The sequence below is a fragment of the Pseudarthrobacter sulfonivorans genome (genome assembly GCF_014712225.1).
In the GTDB taxonomy this organism is placed as follows: Bacteria; Actinomycetota; Actinomycetes; order Actinomycetales; family Micrococcaceae; genus Arthrobacter; species Arthrobacter sulfonivorans.
In genome coordinates, this window is record NZ_JACXBW010000015.1 from 33,176 (window position 1) to 50,860 (window position 17,685).

Genomic DNA, 17,685 nt, shown 5'->3' on the forward strand with positions numbered 1-17,685 from the left:
CCGCCGCGCCGGGCACGTTCGGCGGTACCGCCGTCGCGCGTGACGTCAGCCGGCGCCAACGAACCAGCGCAGTGTTTCGGCGTTCCGCACGGCATTTCCGCCGCCGTCGTTATTGAAATAGGCATATACGTCCAGGCCAGCCCCGGCCCATTCACGGATACGGCCCGCCCACCACTGCAGGTCCTCATCGGAGTAGGAACCGCCGTAGAGGTGCTCATGGTCGGGGCCGTGGAGCCGGATGTAGACGAACGGTGCCGTGGCACGCAGGATGCAGGGGAGCCGGGCGCCGCTCATGATGCAGTAGGCAGCGCCGTGCCGTTCCAGCAGGGCATAGACGTCCGCGTGGTCCCAGCTGGGGTGCCGGAACTCAACCGTCACCCGGACCCACCACGGCACTGCGCCGAGGAAATAATCCAGACGCGCATCATCGCGTTCCATCTGCGGCGGGAGCTGGACCAGCAGGACGGCCCGTTTGTCGCCCAGCTCATGCCAGCACCGGACGATCCGTTCCAGCCATACCTCAGGCGCGTACAGCTTTTTGCCGTGCGTCAGGCCGCGGGGAGCCTTCACCGACATGGCGAACCCGTCCGGGAGCCGGCGCTGCCAGCTGGCGAAGGACGTATCCCGGGGCCAGCGGTAGAAACTGGCGTTCAGTTCAACAGTGCTGAACCGGGCAACATAATGCTGGAGCCTGTCCCGGGCGGGGAGGCCCGGCGGGTACAGCACGCCGTCCCAGTGGTCATAACTCCAGCCGGACGTGCCGATATGAATCGCCATATCTAGCTGATTCCCATAGGTGAGGGGTGCATCATGGTGCCTCCGGTGTTTCTGGGACGGGCCTTGGACTCAGGCTACCGGCTGTGTCCGGCCGGCGGGCCGACGGCTGTGTTCCCGGCTGGTTTCCTCTTTTCCCTATAAGGGGTGTCGTTGTGGCAATGTAAGGTCATGGCGCGCATCGAGGATTATGCAGTTGTTGGCGACCTTCACACCGGCGCGCTGGTCAGCACGGCGGGCTCCATCGATTGGCTCTGCCTGCCCCGCTTTGATTCCCCTGCCTGTTTCAGCGCCCTTGTCGATACGCCCGACGCCGGACGCTGGCTCCTGGCGCCCGAAAGCGGCGGCACGTGCACCAGGCGCAGCTACGTGGACGGCACCCTGGTGCTTGAGACCGAATGGGAAACCCCTGACGGCACTGTCAAGGTCATTGACTTCATGCCGCCACGTGATGAGGTGGCTGACATTGTCCGGATTGTGGAGGGCGTGACTGGCAGCGTCAGGATGCATGGCGAACTGGCCATGAGGTTCGACTACGGACACATCATGCCCTGGGTGCGGAAGGACAAACATGGCCTGCACGCTATCGCCGGCCCGGACGCCGCTTACTTCGTCACCACGGCGCCCGTCCACGGCGAGAACATGCATTCGGTCAGTGACTTCACGGTCCAGGCGGGGGAGCGGGTCCCCTTCGTCCTGACATGGGCGCCGAGCCATGTTCCCCGCCCGCATACGGTCGACGCCGAGCGTGTGCTGGGCACAACGCTGGCTTACTGGCGCGGCTGGGCTGCCCAGTGCACCTACAAAGGCAAGTACCAGGATGCGGTGGTCCGTTCCCTGGTGATCCTGAAAGCCCTGACGTATGCCCCCACCGGCGGCATCGTGGCCGCCGTCACCACGTCCTTGCCGGAACAAATCGGCGGTCCCCGCAACTGGGACTACCGGTACTGCTGGCTGCGGGACGCCACGCTGACGCTGCAGGCGCTGCTGGCTGCCGGTTACACCGCGGAGGCTGCCGCATGGCGCGACTGGCTGCTCCGCGCCGTGGCGGGCGACCCGGCGGACCTGCAGATCATGTACGGCATCCATGGCGAGCGGCGGCTGCCGGAAATGGAACTGCCCTGGCTGGCGGGGTACGAGAATTCGAAGCCGGTGCGTACTGGCAATGGCGCTGCTGCACAGCTCCAGCTGGACGTTTGGGGTGAGGTGCTCGATTGCCTCTCCCTGACGCGGAATTCACTGCTGAAACACACCGATGAATCCTGGGATGTGCAGATTGCCCTGATGCAGCACCTGGAAACCATCTGGGACCAGCCGGACAACGGGCTCTGGGAGATGCGCGGGCCGCGCCGCCACTTCACCCACTCCAAGGTGATGGCATGGGTGGCTGCTGACCGGATGGTCAAGGGCGTCCGCGACTTCGGCCTGCCGGGACCCGTGGAACGCTGGGAGGCTCTCCGGGACACCATCCACCAGGAAGTCATGGCCAACGGCTTCGACCCTGTGCGCAACACCTTCGTGCAGTCCTACGGCCGGCCGGAACTCGATGCCAGCCTGCTGCTGATCCCCCGGGTCGGCTTCCTGCCGCCCGATGATCCCCGGGTGGTGGGAACCATCGACGCGATCCAGAGCGAGCTCACGGAGGACGGCTTCGTGCTGCGGTACCGTCCAGCGGACAGCGACGACGGACTGCCGGGGGACGAGGGCGTGTTCCTTGCCTGCTCCTTCTGGCTGGTGCAGGCGCTTTTGGGGGCAGGGCGGGCCGCCGAAGCCACTGAACTCTTCGAGCGGCTGCTGGAACTGCGCAATGACGTGGGCCTGCTCAGCGAGGAGTGGGCAGTGACGGCCAAGCGCCAACTGGGCAATACGCCCCAGGCCTTCAGTCACTTCGCGCTTGTGACAAGCGCTCTGGAACTGCATCAGGATACGGTTCGCCGGAGCGATACCCCCATTCCGCCGGAGACCGAAAGGGTAGGGCAGTAGCGCCCCTGTTGGGCGGCGCAGGCTTTCAACTCCACGGAGTAGGTAAGTATACTTACTAACACTCGCGGAGAGTTTCCTCAAAGCACACTGCCGCGACTGAATGAGGGGTGGTAGAAATGGCCGGACATTTTGAGTTGGTTGACGCGTCTGACGGCGGCTACAGGGTGAGGATGCTGGACGGCTCAGGGAGCCTGATGGCGATCTCGGTGACCTTTCCCACGAAACGCGCCGCGGTGGCGGGCATCGAGATGGCCCGTGAGATTGCGGGCACGGGCCTGATCAGGGACTGCACCAGCAAAGGTGCCGGGCTAGTGATCCGGGACAAGGCCCGACCGCTGTCCTCTTTGAAGGACGGTCCGGTCTCCAGGGGCAGGAAGGTTTCAAAGACCCCGCGTACTACGGTCGGGTGATGGCGCCGCAGACTAATGGCCCCGCCTCCTGGTGGCGCGGCGCCGTCCTGTTTGATGTTGACGGAACGCTGCTGGACTCCGCCTACGTGCACACCCTGGCGTGGTGGCAGGCGTTCCGGCAGCACCAGCATGATGTCCCCATGTCAGCGATCCACTGGTGCGTCGGCATGGGTGGCGACCGGCTCGTGGACAGCCTCCTTCCAGCGGATCGGGACAAGGAGGCTGATGCGGAAATCATGGCCAGCCATGCTGCGGTTTTCGCCACGAGCTGGCCGTCGCTGCGGGCGTTCGACGGCGCCAAGGACCTGCTTGCCCAGTGCCACGCCGGCGGCCTCGCCGTTGCCCTGGCATCGTCCGCGCGAAGGGAAGACCTGGCAGCCAGCCGCAAGGCACTAGGCGCAGATGCCTTTATCCATGCGGCCACCAGTTCCAACGACGCCAAGGAAAGCAAGCCTGCCCCGGACATCCTGGTGGCGGCCTTGGAAGCCGTCCATGTCCCGGCGGCCGACGCCGTATACGTGGGCGATGCGGTGTGGGACATGAAAGCCGCCGCCGCACTGGGCATTCCGGCCATCGGACTCACCTGCGGCGGCCGCAGCGCGGCTGAGCTGTTCGACGCCGGCGCCGCCGAAGTCTACGCCGGCCCGCGGGACCTGCTGAATAACCTGCAGGCGAGTGCCATCGGCAGGCTGCTCGCGCTGGAGCAGCCAAACCCTGAAGCCAAAACCACTGCCTAGGGCTGCCGGCCTTCACGGTTGTCCGCGTTCTCCGTGAAGCCTGCATCCTCGGCGAGATCTGGCTTAATCCACGAGACGTTGACCTCGACCGAGCCGTCGTCGTTCTTTTCAATCTCCTCCACCACCTCCGAGGCTGACGCACCCATGGCCAGGATCCGGGCCCGGTAGCTGGCCACCAGTGCTGTCAGGGTGGCGTCGGTCCAATCCCCCGGACGCATTCGGGTGGAAATCTCAACGGGCTCCGGCTGGTACAGCGCCATGGCGGCGTCTCCTTGCTGCTGGTGGGACCACAATCTGTCCCTCCCTACGCTAGGGGCCTTCAGTGGCCTTCACAAGGAAGTTAGTCAGTGTGCTTACTTTTTCCTGCCCGACGCGTTAGCGTCGAAGGACAGACACCCGCCGGATCCTACAGAAAGGCAGGCCATGAAGGCACTCACGTGGCAAGGCAAACGCTCGGTCAGGGTAGAAAACGTCCCCGACCCTGTGATCCAGGAACCCACGGATGCGATTGTACGGATCACGTCCACGGCCATCTGCGGCTCGGACCTGCACCTCTACGAAGTACTGGGCCCCTACATGCACAAGGGCGATGTGATCGGGCACGAACCCATGGGCATCGTGGAGGAAGTGGGCAGCGCCGTCACCAACCTGAAAAAAGGCGACCGCGTGGTGGTTCCCTTCAATATCTCCTGCGGCCACTGCTACATGTGTTCGCAGGGCCTGCAGTCCCAGTGCGAGACCACCCAGGTAAAGGAGAAAGGATCCGGCGCCGCCCTCTTTGGATTTTCGGAGTTATACGGATCCGTCCCCGGCGGGCAGGCGGAGTTCCTTCGCGTACCGCACGCAGACTACGGGCCGGTGAAAGTGGGCGTGGACCTGCCGGATGAGCGGTACCTTTTCCTCTCCGACATTCTTCCCACGGCCTGGCAGGGGGTGGAGTACGCCGACGTCGCCCCCGGCGGCACGCTCGCGGTGTTCGGGCTGGGGCCGGTGGGCCAGTTTGCCAGCCGGATCGGCGTCCACCGCGGGCTTCGGGTCATCGGTGTGGATCCCGTCGCCGAGCGCCGCGCCATGGCCGGGCGGCACGGGGTGGAGACGCTCGATTACAGCAAGGATGTGGCGGAGGAACTGCGGGAAATGACAGACGGACGGGGGCCGGATGCGGTGCTGGACGCCGTCGGAATGGAAGCCCACGGTTCCCCTGTGGCTGGCTTCGCGCACCATGCGCTGGGCCTCCTGCCCGACAAGCTGGCGCAAAAGGCCATGGAGACGGCCGGCGTGGACCGGCTGGCTGCGCTGCACACCTCCATCGACGCCGTGCGGCGCGGCGGGACAATCTCGCTCAGCGGTGTGTACGGCGGCGAGGCCAGTCCCATGCCGTTGCTGACCATGTTCGACAAGCAGATCCAGGTGCGGATGGGGCAGTGCAACGTGCGCCGCTGGACGGATGACCTGCTTCCGCTCGTGGAGGACGACGCCGATCCGCTGGGCGTGATGGACCTGGTCACCCACCGCTCGGGCCTGGACGGCGCGCCCGCCCTCTACGAGAAGTTCCAGAAGAAAGAGGACGGCTGCATCAAGGTGGTCCTCAACCCCGGGCAGTAGCTCCGGGCCCTGGCCGCTGCCCGGAAACGGGGCTACAGCGGCAGGAGGGCGGAGAGGTCCGCGCGCAGCCCGGACGCTGCCACCCGGTGCCCGGCCACCGCGTCCGCCCACGTCAACTCGCCGGTCACCAACGACAGCCAGGTGGCGGCGTCGCACTCGATCACGTTCGGCGGGGTGCCGCGGGTGTGCCGCGGCCCCTCGACGCACTGGGTGACGCCGAAGGGCGGCACCCGCACCTCCACCGAGTTGCCCGGCGCCCGCGCGGTCACTTCCTCCAGCGTGTAGCGCACCGCCGTGGCGGTGACGTTGCGGGGGAGCGGGACGTCCGACGGCGTTGTGGCGGCTTCCCGCCACGCGGCCAGTGCCGCCGTGCCTTCTTCGATGCCGATCCGGCGGCGCGCGACGGCCACGGCTAGTCCAGGAGGGCGGACACGGCCGGACCCAGGCGGATCTTGCCGACCGGGTGGCTGCCGCCCATCACGGGGGAAACGACTCTTTCCAGGACGCTGGAGACGCCCGGGATATCCACGGCGCCGGCTGCGGCGAGCAGGGTCAGGCCCACCAGTGAGGTGGCCCGCAGGTTCCCGTCCAGCATCTTGATGGCCACGGAGACGCCCTGGGGCGTGGCCATGGCCAGGACTCCCTCGGCGCCGATCTTGGCGATGATGCCCAGTTCGTCCATCACAACCGTGTTGGCCTCGCCCCGGCCCTGCACAGCCCACGGGTAGTCGAGCATGGACGTGGCGATGGTGGCGGCGCGGGCGTTGGAGTTTTTGTCACCCGGCGCCTTGGCCAGCAGCGAATAGGCGCGGGCCAGCCCGGTCAGCGAAATGGCTGCCACCGGGGCCCCGCAGCCGTCGATGCCCAGGTGGGCGATCTGCTCGCCGCTGTATTCCTCAATCACGCTGCGGACGCGCTGCTGGAGCGGATGGTTCGGCTCAAGATAGCTGTGGGTGTCCCAGCCGTTTTCGGTGCAGGCCCACAGGAACGCGGCGTGCTTCCCGGAGCAGTTGAAGGCCAGCTTGGATCGGCCTTTGTCAGAGCGCAGCAGCCAGTTGCGGGCCGTCTCGTCCTGCGGCCACGCGGTGGGGCACTGCAGCTGGTCTTCTTTCACGCCGGCGGCCTTCAGCATTCCTTCCACCACATCCATGTGGTCAAGGGAACCCACGTGGCTGCCGCAGGCGACGGCCGCCTGCGCGCCGCGCAACGGGACGCCGGACTGCATGGACGCCAGCGCCTGGAACGGTTTGAGCGAGGACCTCGCGTAGAGGGGGGTCCTGATGTCGCCGAGTTCGGTGACAACCGAACCGTCGGCGGACAGCACCACTGCGGAGCCGATGTGCCGGGACTCCACGAAGCCACTGCGTTCAACGACGGCAAGTTCGACGGCGGAGTCCACGGTGAAAGTGGCGTGCGGGTTGTGCGGCATATTGCCAGTCTAGGGGCGGGCCGGCCGATTTCCGGGCTACTCCACGGTGACCATGACCGACTGCCAGCCGGAGGCGCCGTCGGGTACGGGATCGGCCCGCCGGTCCGTCTGCACCTCGCCGGTCCCATCGGTGGCCCGGACCTTGATGTAATGCGGCCCGGGCGTGGCGTCCCAGTCGAAGGACCACTGGCGCCAGGTGATGAGGGACGCTTCGGCGGACAGGACAGCCTCGGCCCACGGGTTGTTGTCTATCTGGACTTCCACCTTGGTGATGCCGCGGGTCTGTGCCCAGGCCGTGCCGCCGATGGCCACGCGGCCGGCCGGCACCTTGGCGAAGGATTTGGGCACCTCCACCCGGGCCATGGTCTTGATGGGGCCGCGTTCCGACCAACCCCGCTGAGTCCAGTAGGCCTTGTTGTCCGCGAAGCGCGTCACCTCCAGGTCAACCACCCACTTGGTGGCGGAGACGAACCCGTACAACCCGGGCACCACCATGCGCACCGGATAACCGTGTTCCAGCGGCAGCGGCTCGCCGTTCATCCCGATCGCCAGCATGGCGTCGCGGTCATCCTGAAGGACTTCCAACGGTGTCGAGGCACTGAAGCCATCAATCGACGTCGAGAGCACCATGTCCGCACCTGCCTGGGGCCGGGCCCGCTTGAGGACCTCGCGGATGGGCAGCCCGAGCCAGCGCGCGTTCCCGGCCAGGTTTCCGCCGACGGGGTTGGACACGCAGGTGAGGGTTACGTGCGATTCGATGAGGTCGGCGTCGAGCAGGTCCTGGAACCTCAACCGGACTTCCTGCTCCACCAGGCCGTGGACCCGGAGCTCCCAGTCCTCCGCATTGATTTCCGGCACGCTCAGGGCGGTGTCAATGCGGTAGAAGTCGGCATTGGGCGTCGACCACGGCGTCACGCCGGCCACCGGGGACTGCACGCCCGCGGGCACGGCCGTGGCCGCCTTCACCGGCGCGGGCAACTGCAGGGCGTCCCGGGCTTTGGCGATGTTGCTGCGGGCGGCACTGAGCAGGCGTCCGCCCGTGGCAGCGATTCCGGCGCCCGCCACGGTGATCCCGGCCGCGGCGAAGAAACGGCGGCGGCTGGACGCGGGCCGGCCAGGTTCCTCGGCGCCCGTGTCCGCAGGTGCCTCCGGCCAGGCCTTCAGCCGCCAGAGCGGGGCCACCAGGAGCCGCAGCGCCGCGAGCCCGGCCACCGTGCCCAACACCGTGGGGATCGCATCCAGGGGCCGGACGCCGGCCCGCGTCACCACGCTGGCCACAATGACGGCTCCCATCAGCAGCACACCGGCCACGCCCAAGGCCCACTTGCGGTAAGCCACCACGCCCAGGATGCAGGCCAGCACGAGGATCGTCAGCCCCATGCCAACAAACAGGGCGGCCTTGTCGTTGGTGCCGAACGTCGCGATCGCAAAATCCTTCATCCACGGCGGGGTGAAGTCGATGAACGTGGACCCGAGGGCAATGATCGGGGTGGCCCGCGCCGTAAAGAACGCGCCGATCAGCTCCGCAACGGAAAGCACGACGGCGGCCGCGGCAACGCCTGCCACGGCAGCGAGGGCAGCGGGCTGCTTGAGCCAGTTCATCAGCTTCTTCATGGTGTGGGTTCGTTGCGGCAGGCCTTTCGGATGGTTGGGGATGGTTGGGCCGGGACACAACGTATGAACATTGCCCTTAGGAAAGGGCAGGGTGCACAAAGTACCCTTGGAGACTGTGAAGGTACTCGTCATTGGCCCTGGAGGCCGCGAACACGCCATTGTCCGCTCCCTGCTCGCCGACCCCAACGTCTCCGAGGTCCACGCAGCGCCCGGCAACGCCGGCATCAGCAAACTGGTACCAACCCATAAAGTGGACGGGAACAACCCCGACGCGGTGGCGGCCCTGGCCACCAAGCTGGGCGTGGACCTGGTGGTGGTGGGCCCCGAAGCTCCGCTGGCCGCCGGCGTGTCCGACGCGGTCCGCGACGCCGGCATTCCCGTCTTCGGGCCCAGCAAGGCCGCGGCCCAGCTGGAGGCCTCCAAAGCGTTCGCCAAGGAAGTCATGGCTGCTGCGGACGTTCCTACGGCCATGGCCATGGTGGCCACCAACGCCGGGGAAGCAGCCTCAGCACTGGACACCTTCGGCGCACCCTACGTGGTGAAGGACGACGGCCTGGCAGCAGGCAAGGGCGTGGTGGTCACCAAAAACCGCGACGAGGCCCTGGCCCACGCGCAGACGTGCTTCGACGCCGGCGGCACCGTGGTGATCGAGGAGTTCCTGGACGGTCCGGAAGTTTCCGTTTTTGTCCTGTGCGACGGCCGCAACACCGTCGCCCTGTCTCCGGCGCAGGACTTCAAGCGCATCTTTGACAACGACGAAGGCCCCAACACCGGCGGCATGGGCGCGTACACTCCGCTGGAATGGGCGCCCGCCGGGCTGGTCGACGAAGTCATTGAGCGCGTGGCCCAGCCCACCGTCAACGAAATGGCCCACCGGGGCACCCCGTTCGTGGGCGTGCTGTTCGTTGGCCTTGCACTGACTTCGCGCGGCACCCGCGTCATCGAGTTCAACGTCCGCTTCGGCGACCCCGAGACCCAGGCGGTGCTGGCCCGGCTGAAGACACCGCTCGGTGCGCTGCTGCTGGCAGCTGCCAAGGGCGAACTGGACAAGGCAGATGAGCTGCGCTGGTCCAGGGAGACCGCGGTCGCCGTCGTCGTCGCGTCCGAAAACTATCCCGACACTCCCCGCACCGGGGACCGTATCCGTGGCCTCAAAAAAGTGGATGAGCTCGAGGGCGTGCACGTGATTCATGCGGGCACCGCGCTTGACGACGACGGCAAGGTTGTTTCCGCCGGCGGCCGGGTGCTCGCCGTGGTGGCCCTCGGCACCGACCTCGTGGAGGCCCGTGAACGGGCATACGACGGCGTGGAGCTGGTTCACTTGGAAGGCTCCCAGTTCCGGACGGATATTGGACGCAAAGCTGCCCGCGGCGAGATCAAGGTTGCGTCCAGCGCAACCGGATCGCTGCCTGTCACGAAGGCGAAGGCATAACATGACTGACACTCCCGCACAGGAACCGCAGCGTGGCCTGAGCACGGCGACCCTTGACCTGCCCGGCTGGAAGCACATCTATTCAGGCAAGGTCCGCGACCTGTACGAACCGGCGGATGATGCGGTCCGCGAGCGGGTCGGCCAGGACTGTGTCCTGGTGGTGGCCAGCGACCGCATCAGCGCCTATGACCATGTCCTGGCGAGCGAGATCCCGGACAAGGGCCGCATCCTGACCCAGCTGAGCCTGTGGTGGTTTGACCAGTTGGACGTTGAGCACCACGTGCTGGCGGCCACGGTGGAAGGCGGAGTTCCCGCGGCCGTGGAAGGCCGGGCAATGATCTGCAAGAACCTGGACATGTTCCCCGTGGAGTGCATCGCCCGCGGCTACCTCACCGGCACCGGCCTGCTGGAATACAAGGCATCCGGCACCGTTTGCGACATCCCCCTGCCGGAGGGCCTGGTGGACGGTTCACGGCTGGAACGGCCCATCTTCACGCCGTCCGCCAAGGCCGAGGTGGGCCACCACGATGAGAACATCACCTACGACGCCGTGGTGGGCATGGTGGGCGACGACATCGCGGGACGGCTGAGCGAACTGACCCTGAAGATTTACTCCACCGCGGAAAAGATTGCCCGCGAACGGGGCATCATCCTCGCCGACACGAAGGTGGAGTTTGGCTACGACGCCGTCTCCGGTGCCATTGTCCTCGGCGATGAGGTCCTCACGCCGGATTCGTCCCGCTTCTGGGACGCCGCCACGTACCAACCCGGGCAGGCACAGCCGTCCTACGACAAACAGTACGTGCGCGACTGGCTGACCTCGGCCGAGTCAGGCTGGGACCGTTCCTCGGATGTGCCACCTCCGGCCCTGCCCGAGGACGTGGTGGCCCGCACGCGCAGCCGTTACGTTGAGGCCTACGAGAAGCTGACCGGCCGGACGTTCGCCTAGCGGCCTCCAGCGTTAGCTGGCCTTGGCCTTCTCAGCGGCGGCTGCTGCCCGCTCCTGGGACAGCCTGATCTCGAGCATGGCGTCCAGCGCCTGTTGGACCCGCTCCTGGGCGCCGGCTGAACTGAAGTCCTTCTGCGCCTCCTTGAGGTACACCAGAGCTTCCTCCGACTCCCCGGCGGCCTTGAGGGACTTGCCCAGCAGGAGGGCAACTTCGCCGGCAGTGTGCTTGGCCAGGGCTTCACGTTCCGCATGGATTTTGCGAAGTTTCTCTATGGCGGCCACAATGTCGCCGTTCAGGTAGAGCCACTGGGCTCTGACGAAGGAAACTTCAAGCTCGTCGCTCTTCGTCCCGTCTACGATGGAAAAGGCCAGCTCCGCGCGTTCAACTGAGGCGAGCGTCTCCGGCTCCACGATGCCGGACTGCAGGCGTACTGCGGCCGATGCTTTATTGAACCGGGCCCACATTGCTATGTCGTTCGCAGGAGAAAGCAGCCTGGCCGCGCGCTCATGTTCTTTGACTCCCTCGACGTAGTCATGCCTCATGAAGGCGACGTTACCCACCACCCAGGCCACCTCGCCGGCGAGCTGCGCCATCGTAGCTTCGTCCACCTGTTTGACAAGATCTTTGCAGTACGTCCAGGCTTCGTCCAGCCGACCGCTCTCCGCCAGGGCTCCGATGAGGACGCGTAAGGTGCCAATCACGACTGTGGAACTCTGAGGCAGCTGCTGGGACAGCTTCGCGGCTTCCATTGCCTGGTCTACGGCCGCCGGTAACTGCCCACGCCATTGCAGCACGGCAGCAAGCATCTGGCGGGCCCGCACCTCAAGTCCCACGGACTCCATGGCCATCGGGTGCTCTATGAGGCGCTCCGTGATTCGCTGGCACTCCTCCAGATTGTCTTCCCGCATCAGGCACTCCGCCTGCATATAGGTCATGTTCCACCACCCGCTGGTGTTCTTGCCCTCAAGCGCAAACTGTGCAGCCGCAGCCGCGTGGGTGGCTGCCAGTGCGTAGTCCCGGAGGTCCCAGGCCTGCCGCGCGTAAAGACCCGCGAGGACATACTCTCCGTCGCTGACGGAAACGGGCTGGCTCCAGGCCTCAAGTGCCTTGGGTGCCAGGTCGAGCCGACGGGCAAGTTCTTCGACGACCTCGGCTGTGGGCTCCCGGCGACCCGTCTCCAGGAGTGAAATGTAGCTGGGGGAGTACAAGTCCTTGCCGAGTTCAGCCTGGGTGAGTCCACGTTCGAGCCGCTCCGCCCGGAGCTTCTCCCCGAATCCATTGCCCATGGGATTCCTCCTTCATTCCGGGCTGTCTTTATACGCAAAGCTTGACAGACCCTGTGGCATCCATTTTACAATAAGTGTCAACAAGGACGTGCTGACTTTGTAACGAATCCGACTCGCATTGAGGAACTCAAATGTTCAAGAAGATAGCGGCAGCTGCCGTACTAGCCGGCGCCCTGGCATTCTCCGCAGCGGCACCAGCCGTCCTGTCCGCAGGTTCCGTTTCCGACAGCACGAGTGTAGCTGTGGCCGGCGGTAAAGGGCAGCCCGCCCCGTCCGGAAAAGCTACCAAGGACACAACCAGCGGCACAATCACCCCGATGAGCGGCAACTGGCCCTACCCGGTGTAAGAAATCCTCTCAGGAGGCGGTAGCCCCGAAGCATGGTCTCCATGCATCGGGGCTATTTCTTTGCCCTCAGGTTATTTGCCTTCCGGCCAATAAGTCTTGAGATGCAAAAAGAGGGTCTCCCGGGGGAGACCCTCTTTCATTTGGTCGGGATGACAGGATTTGAACCTGCGACCTCGTCGTCCCGAACGACGCGCGCTACCAAGCTGCGCCACATCCCGATCCGCTGCGAAAGCAACTTTACAAGAATAACGGATGCCTGCCCGGATGCGAAATCGGCCTCCGCCGGGAGCGCCGGACCTCAGACCAGGGAATCTTTCCAAGCGCCGTGGAGGTCGGCGAAGCGGCCCCCGCCGCCGATGAGATCCGCCGGCGTACCGTCTTCCACAATGCGGCCGTCATGGACCACCAGGACCCGGTCCGCGGTCTCCACGGTGGAGAGCCGGTGCGCGATGATCAGCGCCGTCCGGCCGGTACCCGGGGCACCCGCCGGAGTGCCGGCGTCGGACGTTCCACGCAGGAGCCGGGCCAGGCCGTGCTGGACCAGCCGCTCGGAGGGGATATCCAGCGACGACGTGGCCTCGTCCAGGATCAGCACCGCGGGCCGGGCCAGGAAGGCCCGCGCGAAACTGATCAGCTGCCGCTGCCCGGACGAGACACGGCCGCCACGTTTGTTGACGTCGGTGTCGTAGCCCTCGGGGAGTTGGGTGATGAATTCGTGGGCACCCACGGCGCGGGCGGCATCCTCAATCTCTTCCCGGGATGCCTCGGGCCGGCCCAGGGCAATGTTCTCTGCCACGGAGCCGCTGAACAGGAAGGCCTCCTGCGTGACCATGACGATGTTCCGCCGGAGGTCTGTGGTGCTGAGGCTGCGGAGGTCCACGGCGTCCAGGGTCACGGAGCCGGAGGAGACGTCGTAGAAGCGGGCGATCAGCTTCGCCAAGGTGGATTTCCCGGCACCGGTCTGGCCAACCAGGGCCACGGTCTGCCCGGCGGGGATGTGCAGGTCCATCGTGGGGATGACCACCGGGCCGTCACCGTAGCGGAACTCCACGCCCTTGAAGTCCACCGTTCCCCTGGCATCGCGAAGCTCCACGGCATTTTTGGGCGGGCGGACCGTCGGGATTTCCTCCAGCAGCCCGGACACCTTCTCCAAGGCTGCCTGCGCGCTTTGGAACGAGTTGTAGAACATCGCCATCTGGTCCACGGGCTGGAAGAAGCGCTTGGTGGACAGGATCAACGCCAGCAGCACGCCGACCGCCAGATCCCCGCCCAGCACCCGGAAGCCGCCGAACAGCAGCACCACGGCCACGCAGACGTTGCCGATCAGCACCAGGCCGGGCTGGAAAATGCCGTTGAGGTTGATGGAACGCACCGTAACGCGCCGGTAGTCCTCGGACAGCCGGCTGTACTGCTCAGCGTTCTCCTGTTCCTTGCGGAACGCCTTCACGGCCCGGATCCCGGTCATGGTTTCCACAAAGTGCACAATGAGCCGGGCGGACACCACACGCGATTCACGGAACGCGATCTGGGAGTGCTTTTGGTACCAGCGCGCCAGGAAGAACATAGGCACACCGGCAGCCAGGACAATCAGCCCACTGCGCCAGTCCAGGGCGAACAGCGTGATGGCGGTGAACACCATAAACAGCAGGCCCGAGGCGAGCGAGCTGACACCGGAATCCAAGAGTTCGCGCAGGGCCTCCAGGTCCGAGGTCTGCCGGGCAATGATCCTGCCCGACGTGTATTTCTCGTGGAATTCCAGGCTCAGCCGCTGGGTGTGCCGGAAGACCCGGACGCGCAGGTCCAGCAGCATGGCCTGGCTGAGCCGCGCCGTGGAGGTGACGTACAGGGAGGTGAGTCCCGCCGTCGCGACCGCCGCGAGCAGGTACGCGACGCCGGTGAGCACCAGCGGGAGGTTGTCACCTGCCTGCAGGGCAGGGAGGGCGTGGTCGATGCCGAACGCGATCAGCGCCGGCCCTGCCACGCGGGCGGCCTGGGAGAGGACCACCGTGGCGATGGTCAGCCAGAACCTGAGCCGCACCGGACGGATCAGCCTGGCAAGCAGGGCGAGCGACCGCCGTCGTACGGTTTTGCTGTCCGCCTTGCTGAGGTGCGCGTTGTCCTCGTTGGCGGTGCCGAAGGTTGCGTTGCTCATCGGGTGATTTCCTCTGCATCTGCCGCTTCCTCAAGCTCCGACAGCTCCGAATCCAGGTCCCGCGGTTCCTGGTCGAGGCTGGCGATGACGTAGCGGTAATGGGGATTGTGCGCCAGCAGGTCCGTGTGGGTTCCGACGGCGGCGATCCGGCCTCCCTCGAGCAGCGCCACCCGGTCTGCCAGCGCGACCGTGGACGGGCGGTGCGCGACGATCAGCGTGGTGGTGTCCTTCAGGACCGCGCGGAGCCGGTTTTCCACCAGCTCCTCGGTATGCACGTCGAGGGCGGAGAGGGGGTCATCCAGCACCAGCACGCGTGGGCGCGCCGCGATGGCCCGGGCGAGGGCGATCCGCTGGCGCTGCCCGCCGGACAGGCTCAGGCCCTCCTCGCCGATGAGCGTGTCCACACCTGCCGGCAGCGAGTACGCGAAATGCGCCTGCGCTACGTCCAGCGCCTCGTCCAAGGCTTCTTCGGACCGGTCCGTTGCCCCGAGGAGGACGTTGTCCCGGACAGAGCTGGAGAAAAGCGTGGTGTCCTCGAACGCGACAGCCACCACGCGCCGGAGCTCCCCGACGTCGAACTCGCGCACGTCCACGCCGTCGATGGTGATGGAACCGGCCGTGACGTCGTACAGGCGCGGGACCAGCTGGATCAGTGCGCTCTTGCCGCTGCCGGTGATGCCCACCAACGCCATGGTTTCGCCCGGCCGTACCGCCAGGTTGATGTCAGAGAGGATGGGCTTGTCCGGCGCGTCCTCGAATGCGAAGGTGGCGTTGTTGAAGCTGAGTGTGCCCTTGAGCTCCGCGGGCTTGCGCGGGGCCGGGGGACTGGTGATGGTGTTCACTGAATCCATCACTTCAAAGTGGCGGTCAAGGGCGGCCTTGGCGGTCAGTGCCATGGCCAGCAGCATCCCGGAGAACTCCACCGGCGTGGCCACCACCGCGGCAGTGGCGAAGAAGGCCACCAGGGCGCCGATGCTCAGCTGGCCGCTCGCGCAAAGCATCACACCCACCACCAACCCGGCGCCCAGGGCGAGTTCCGGGAGCAGGGTGACCACCAAGGTGAAGGTTGCCTGGTGTTTGGCCTTGGCAATTTCGGTCTGGCGCAGCTCCTCGGCCTGTTCGTTGAAGTTCTCCAGGGCCTCGCGGCTGCGGCCGAATGCCTTCAGTACGCGGATGCCGTGGACGGACTCCTCCACAGTGGTGGCGAGGTCGCCGGCCTGGTCCTGGCTGCGGCGCGCCACTTTGCTGAACCGGGTCCGGAAACGGAAGCTGTAGGCCATGATGGGCACCGCGGCGGCCATAAAGATCAGCGCCAGCTGCCAGCTCATGGAGAACATCACCACGATGCCGATCACCACGGTGAGGGTGGTGACCACCAGCATGATGGCACCGAAGGCCATCCAGCGCCGCAGGAAGTTCAGGTCCGTCATGGCGCGGGAGAGCAGTTGGCCGGAGCCCCACCTGTCATGGAAGGAGACGGTCAGGTCCTGCAGGTGCCCGTAGAGGGAAACGCGCATCCGGGTTTCCACGGTGGTTGCCGGGTTGATCACGAACTGCCGGCGAAGGGCCACGAGGACGGCCTCGGCGACGCCCAGGAGCAGGATCACGACGGCGGCAGTCCAGACAGCGTCGTGGGCGCCGCCGGGTTGCAGCGACTCATTGATCAGGACGCGCAGCACCTGGGGGATGGTCAGCGCAACGAGGCTGGCCAGCAGGGCGCTGAGAAGTCCCAGTACCAGCCGGAGGAGGATCGGCCTGACGTGGGGATAAAGACGGCTGATGGATCTGAAAAATGAGGTCTGCTTGGCCATGCCCGCTTCTCAAGCTATACAACAAAATGTAGTTTCCCTTAGCAACTACCCTATGTCATGGCGTGAGCGCCGAACCTCCGTCACAGCCCTATCACTTCGTTGCGACGCTCTATCACTTAATGCGGGTTTTGTGGTGACGCTCTATCACTTAACGCAGGCTTTTGTGGCTCTGTTGGCGACCAAAAGTGAGGGAGCAACGGGTCTCTATGCGGGGGAAGTCAGCGTCAGCAGCACGGCCTCTGGCTTGCAGGCGATGCGGATGGGGGCGAAACGGGAGGTGCCGATGCCGCCCGAGACGTTTACCGGCGTCGTGCGTCCATCACTTTCCCAGTTGTTGAGACCCTTGGCCCGCCACGTGGGGATGTCGCAGTTGGCCACGAGCGCGCCGTAACCGGGGATGCAGAGCTGGCCGCCGTGGGTGTGGCCCGCGAGTAGAAGGTCCGCGCCGTCCTCGGTGAAGTGGTCCAGCACGCGCTGGTAGGGGGCATGGATGACCGCCACGCGGAGGTGCGGGTCCTGGTCCTGGTGACGGGTGCCGCGGGGCCAGCCGGCGTAGCGCTCCCGGTTCAGGTGCGGATCGTCCACGCCGGAGAAGTCGAAGCGGATCCCTTTCAGCACCACCGACTGGTGCCGGTTGGTGAGGTCCACCCAGCCGGCCATGCCAAACCCGGAGCGAAGCCGTGGCCAGTCCAGTTCGACTGGCTCCGGCTGGCTCTTCGAAGGCCCCAGCAAGTAGGACGCGGGGTTCTTGAGCGTGGGGGCGTAGTAGTCGTTGGACCCGGGCACAAACACGCCGGGAAATTCCAGGAGCGGGCGCAGTGCCTTGAGGAGGGGATCCACCGCTTTGACGTGGCTCAGGTTGTCGCCGGTGTTGACCACCAGATCAGGCTTCAGCGAGGCCAGCGACTCCAGCCACTGGGCCTTGGTGTCCTGGCCGGGGACGAAGTGGATATCGCTCAGGTGCAGGACCCGGAAGGGCGCCTGGCCCGGCGGCAGGATGGGCAGTGTTTCCTCGCGCAGGACAAACTGGTTCTTCTCCCACATCCCGTAGCCGAAGGCGGCCAGACCAGCTGTGGTTCCGGCGGCCGCAGTTACGGCGAAGCCGCGCCCGATGTTCCGGACGCGGCTGGCCAAGTCAGGACTGACAGCCATGGG

16 protein-coding genes and 1 tRNA gene are annotated in these 17,685 nt (G+C 66.0%); 7 read left to right on the forward strand and 10 right to left on the reverse strand.

Annotation, left to right across the window (positions count from 1 at the left end; all coding sequences use genetic code 11):
- Positions 1-45 precede the first annotated feature (45 nt).
- Positions 46-777, reverse strand: a complete 732-nt coding sequence (locus IAQ70_RS17545; RefSeq protein WP_190990606.1) for a DUF72 domain-containing protein — start codon at positions 775-777, stop codon at positions 46-48.
- 168 nt (positions 778-945) lie between these two features.
- On the opposite strand from IAQ70_RS17545, the gene IAQ70_RS17550 reads away from it, so the two are divergent.
- The 3 genes from IAQ70_RS17550 (at position 946) to IAQ70_RS17560 (ending at position 3,904) form a co-directional block, all read left to right on the forward strand.
- Positions 946-2,757 carry a glycoside hydrolase family 15 protein gene (locus IAQ70_RS17550; RefSeq protein ID WP_190990607.1) on the forward strand — a complete coding sequence of 604 codons (1,812 nt, stop codon included), beginning with the start codon at positions 946-948 and terminating at the stop codon, positions 2,755-2,757.
- A gap of 194 nt (positions 2,758-2,951) precedes the next feature.
- A complete protein-coding gene (locus tag IAQ70_RS17555; protein WP_407682602.1) occupies positions 2,952-3,167 on the forward strand; it encodes a hypothetical protein in 216 nt (71 codons plus the stop codon).
- Positions 3,167-3,904, forward strand: a complete 738-nt coding sequence (locus tag IAQ70_RS17560) for an HAD family hydrolase (RefSeq protein ID WP_190990610.1) — start codon at positions 3,167-3,169, stop codon at positions 3,902-3,904. Before IAQ70_RS17555 ends, IAQ70_RS17560 begins: the two co-directional genes overlap by 1 nt.
- Here IAQ70_RS17560 and IAQ70_RS17565 read toward each other — a convergent pair.
- Positions 3,901-4,164, reverse strand: a complete 264-nt coding sequence (locus tag IAQ70_RS17565; RefSeq protein WP_190990612.1) for a hypothetical protein — start codon at positions 4,162-4,164, stop codon at positions 3,901-3,903. The genes IAQ70_RS17560 and IAQ70_RS17565 overlap by 4 nt on opposite strands.
- A gap of 163 nt (positions 4,165-4,327) precedes the next feature.
- On the opposite strand from IAQ70_RS17565, the gene IAQ70_RS17570 reads away from it, so the two are divergent.
- On the forward strand, positions 4,328-5,509 hold the full coding sequence (locus IAQ70_RS17570; protein ID WP_190990614.1) for a zinc-dependent alcohol dehydrogenase: 1,182 nt from the start codon (positions 4,328-4,330) through the stop codon (positions 5,507-5,509).
- Between the two features lie 32 nt (positions 5,510-5,541).
- On the opposite strand, the gene IAQ70_RS17575 is transcribed toward IAQ70_RS17570, so the two are convergent.
- The 3 genes from IAQ70_RS17575 to IAQ70_RS17585 are packed head-to-tail and all read right to left on the reverse strand — an operon-like array spanning position 5,542 to position 8,552.
- Positions 5,542-5,919: a sterol carrier family protein gene (locus IAQ70_RS17575; protein WP_190990615.1), complete on the reverse strand. Its 378-nt coding sequence runs from the start codon at positions 5,917-5,919 to the stop codon at positions 5,542-5,544.
- Positions 5,920-5,921: 2 nt separating this feature from the next.
- Positions 5,922-6,938, reverse strand: a complete 1,017-nt coding sequence (locus IAQ70_RS17580) for an asparaginase (protein ID WP_190990617.1) — start codon at positions 6,936-6,938, stop codon at positions 5,922-5,924.
- Positions 6,939-6,974: 36 nt separating this feature from the next.
- On the reverse strand, positions 6,975-8,552 hold the full coding sequence (locus IAQ70_RS17585; RefSeq protein ID WP_190990619.1) for a molybdopterin-dependent oxidoreductase: 1,578 nt from the start codon (positions 8,550-8,552) through the stop codon (positions 6,975-6,977).
- A 115-nt stretch (positions 8,553-8,667) separates the two neighbouring features.
- Here IAQ70_RS17585 and purD point away from each other — a divergent pair, with 115 nt between their 5' ends.
- Together purD and IAQ70_RS17595 are read left to right on the forward strand one after the other, a co-directional pair.
- The gene (gene purD / locus IAQ70_RS17590) at positions 8,668-9,984 is read left to right on the forward strand and encodes a phosphoribosylamine--glycine ligase (RefSeq protein ID WP_190990734.1); all 1,317 of its coding nucleotides are present in this window, start codon (positions 8,668-8,670) and stop codon (positions 9,982-9,984) included.
- Position 9,985: 1 nt separating this feature from the next.
- A complete protein-coding gene (locus IAQ70_RS17595; RefSeq protein WP_190990621.1) occupies positions 9,986-10,933 on the forward strand; it encodes a phosphoribosylaminoimidazolesuccinocarboxamide synthase in 948 nt (315 codons plus the stop codon).
- 12 nt (positions 10,934-10,945) lie between these two features.
- On the opposite strand, the gene IAQ70_RS17600 is transcribed toward IAQ70_RS17595, so the two are convergent.
- The gene (locus IAQ70_RS17600) at positions 10,946-12,220 is read right to left on the reverse strand and encodes a helix-turn-helix domain-containing protein (protein WP_190990623.1); all 1,275 of its coding nucleotides are present in this window, start codon (positions 12,218-12,220) and stop codon (positions 10,946-10,948) included.
- A gap of 131 nt (positions 12,221-12,351) precedes the next feature.
- Here IAQ70_RS17600 and IAQ70_RS17605 point away from each other — a divergent pair, with 131 nt between their 5' ends.
- A complete protein-coding gene (locus IAQ70_RS17605; RefSeq protein ID WP_190990625.1) occupies positions 12,352-12,567 on the forward strand; it encodes a hypothetical protein in 216 nt (71 codons plus the stop codon).
- Between the two features lie 141 nt (positions 12,568-12,708).
- On the opposite strand, the gene IAQ70_RS17610 is transcribed toward IAQ70_RS17605, so the two are convergent.
- The 4 genes from IAQ70_RS17610 to IAQ70_RS17625 form a co-directional block, all read right to left on the reverse strand.
- A tRNA-Pro gene (locus tag IAQ70_RS17610) sits at positions 12,709-12,785 on the reverse strand.
- Between the two features lie 80 nt (positions 12,786-12,865).
- A complete protein-coding gene (locus IAQ70_RS17615) occupies positions 12,866-14,719 on the reverse strand; it encodes an ABC transporter ATP-binding protein (protein ID WP_190990627.1) in 1,854 nt (617 codons plus the stop codon).
- Entirely contained in the window at positions 14,716-16,530 is a 1,815-nt protein-coding gene (locus tag IAQ70_RS17620) for an ABC transporter ATP-binding protein (RefSeq protein ID WP_190990629.1), read from the reverse strand. Before IAQ70_RS17620 ends, IAQ70_RS17615 begins: the two co-directional genes overlap by 4 nt.
- A gap of 204 nt (positions 16,531-16,734) precedes the next feature.
- Entirely contained in the window at positions 16,735-17,682 is a 948-nt protein-coding gene (locus IAQ70_RS17625) for a metallophosphoesterase (protein WP_190990631.1), read from the reverse strand.
- Between the last annotated feature and the right edge of the window lie 3 nt (positions 17,683-17,685).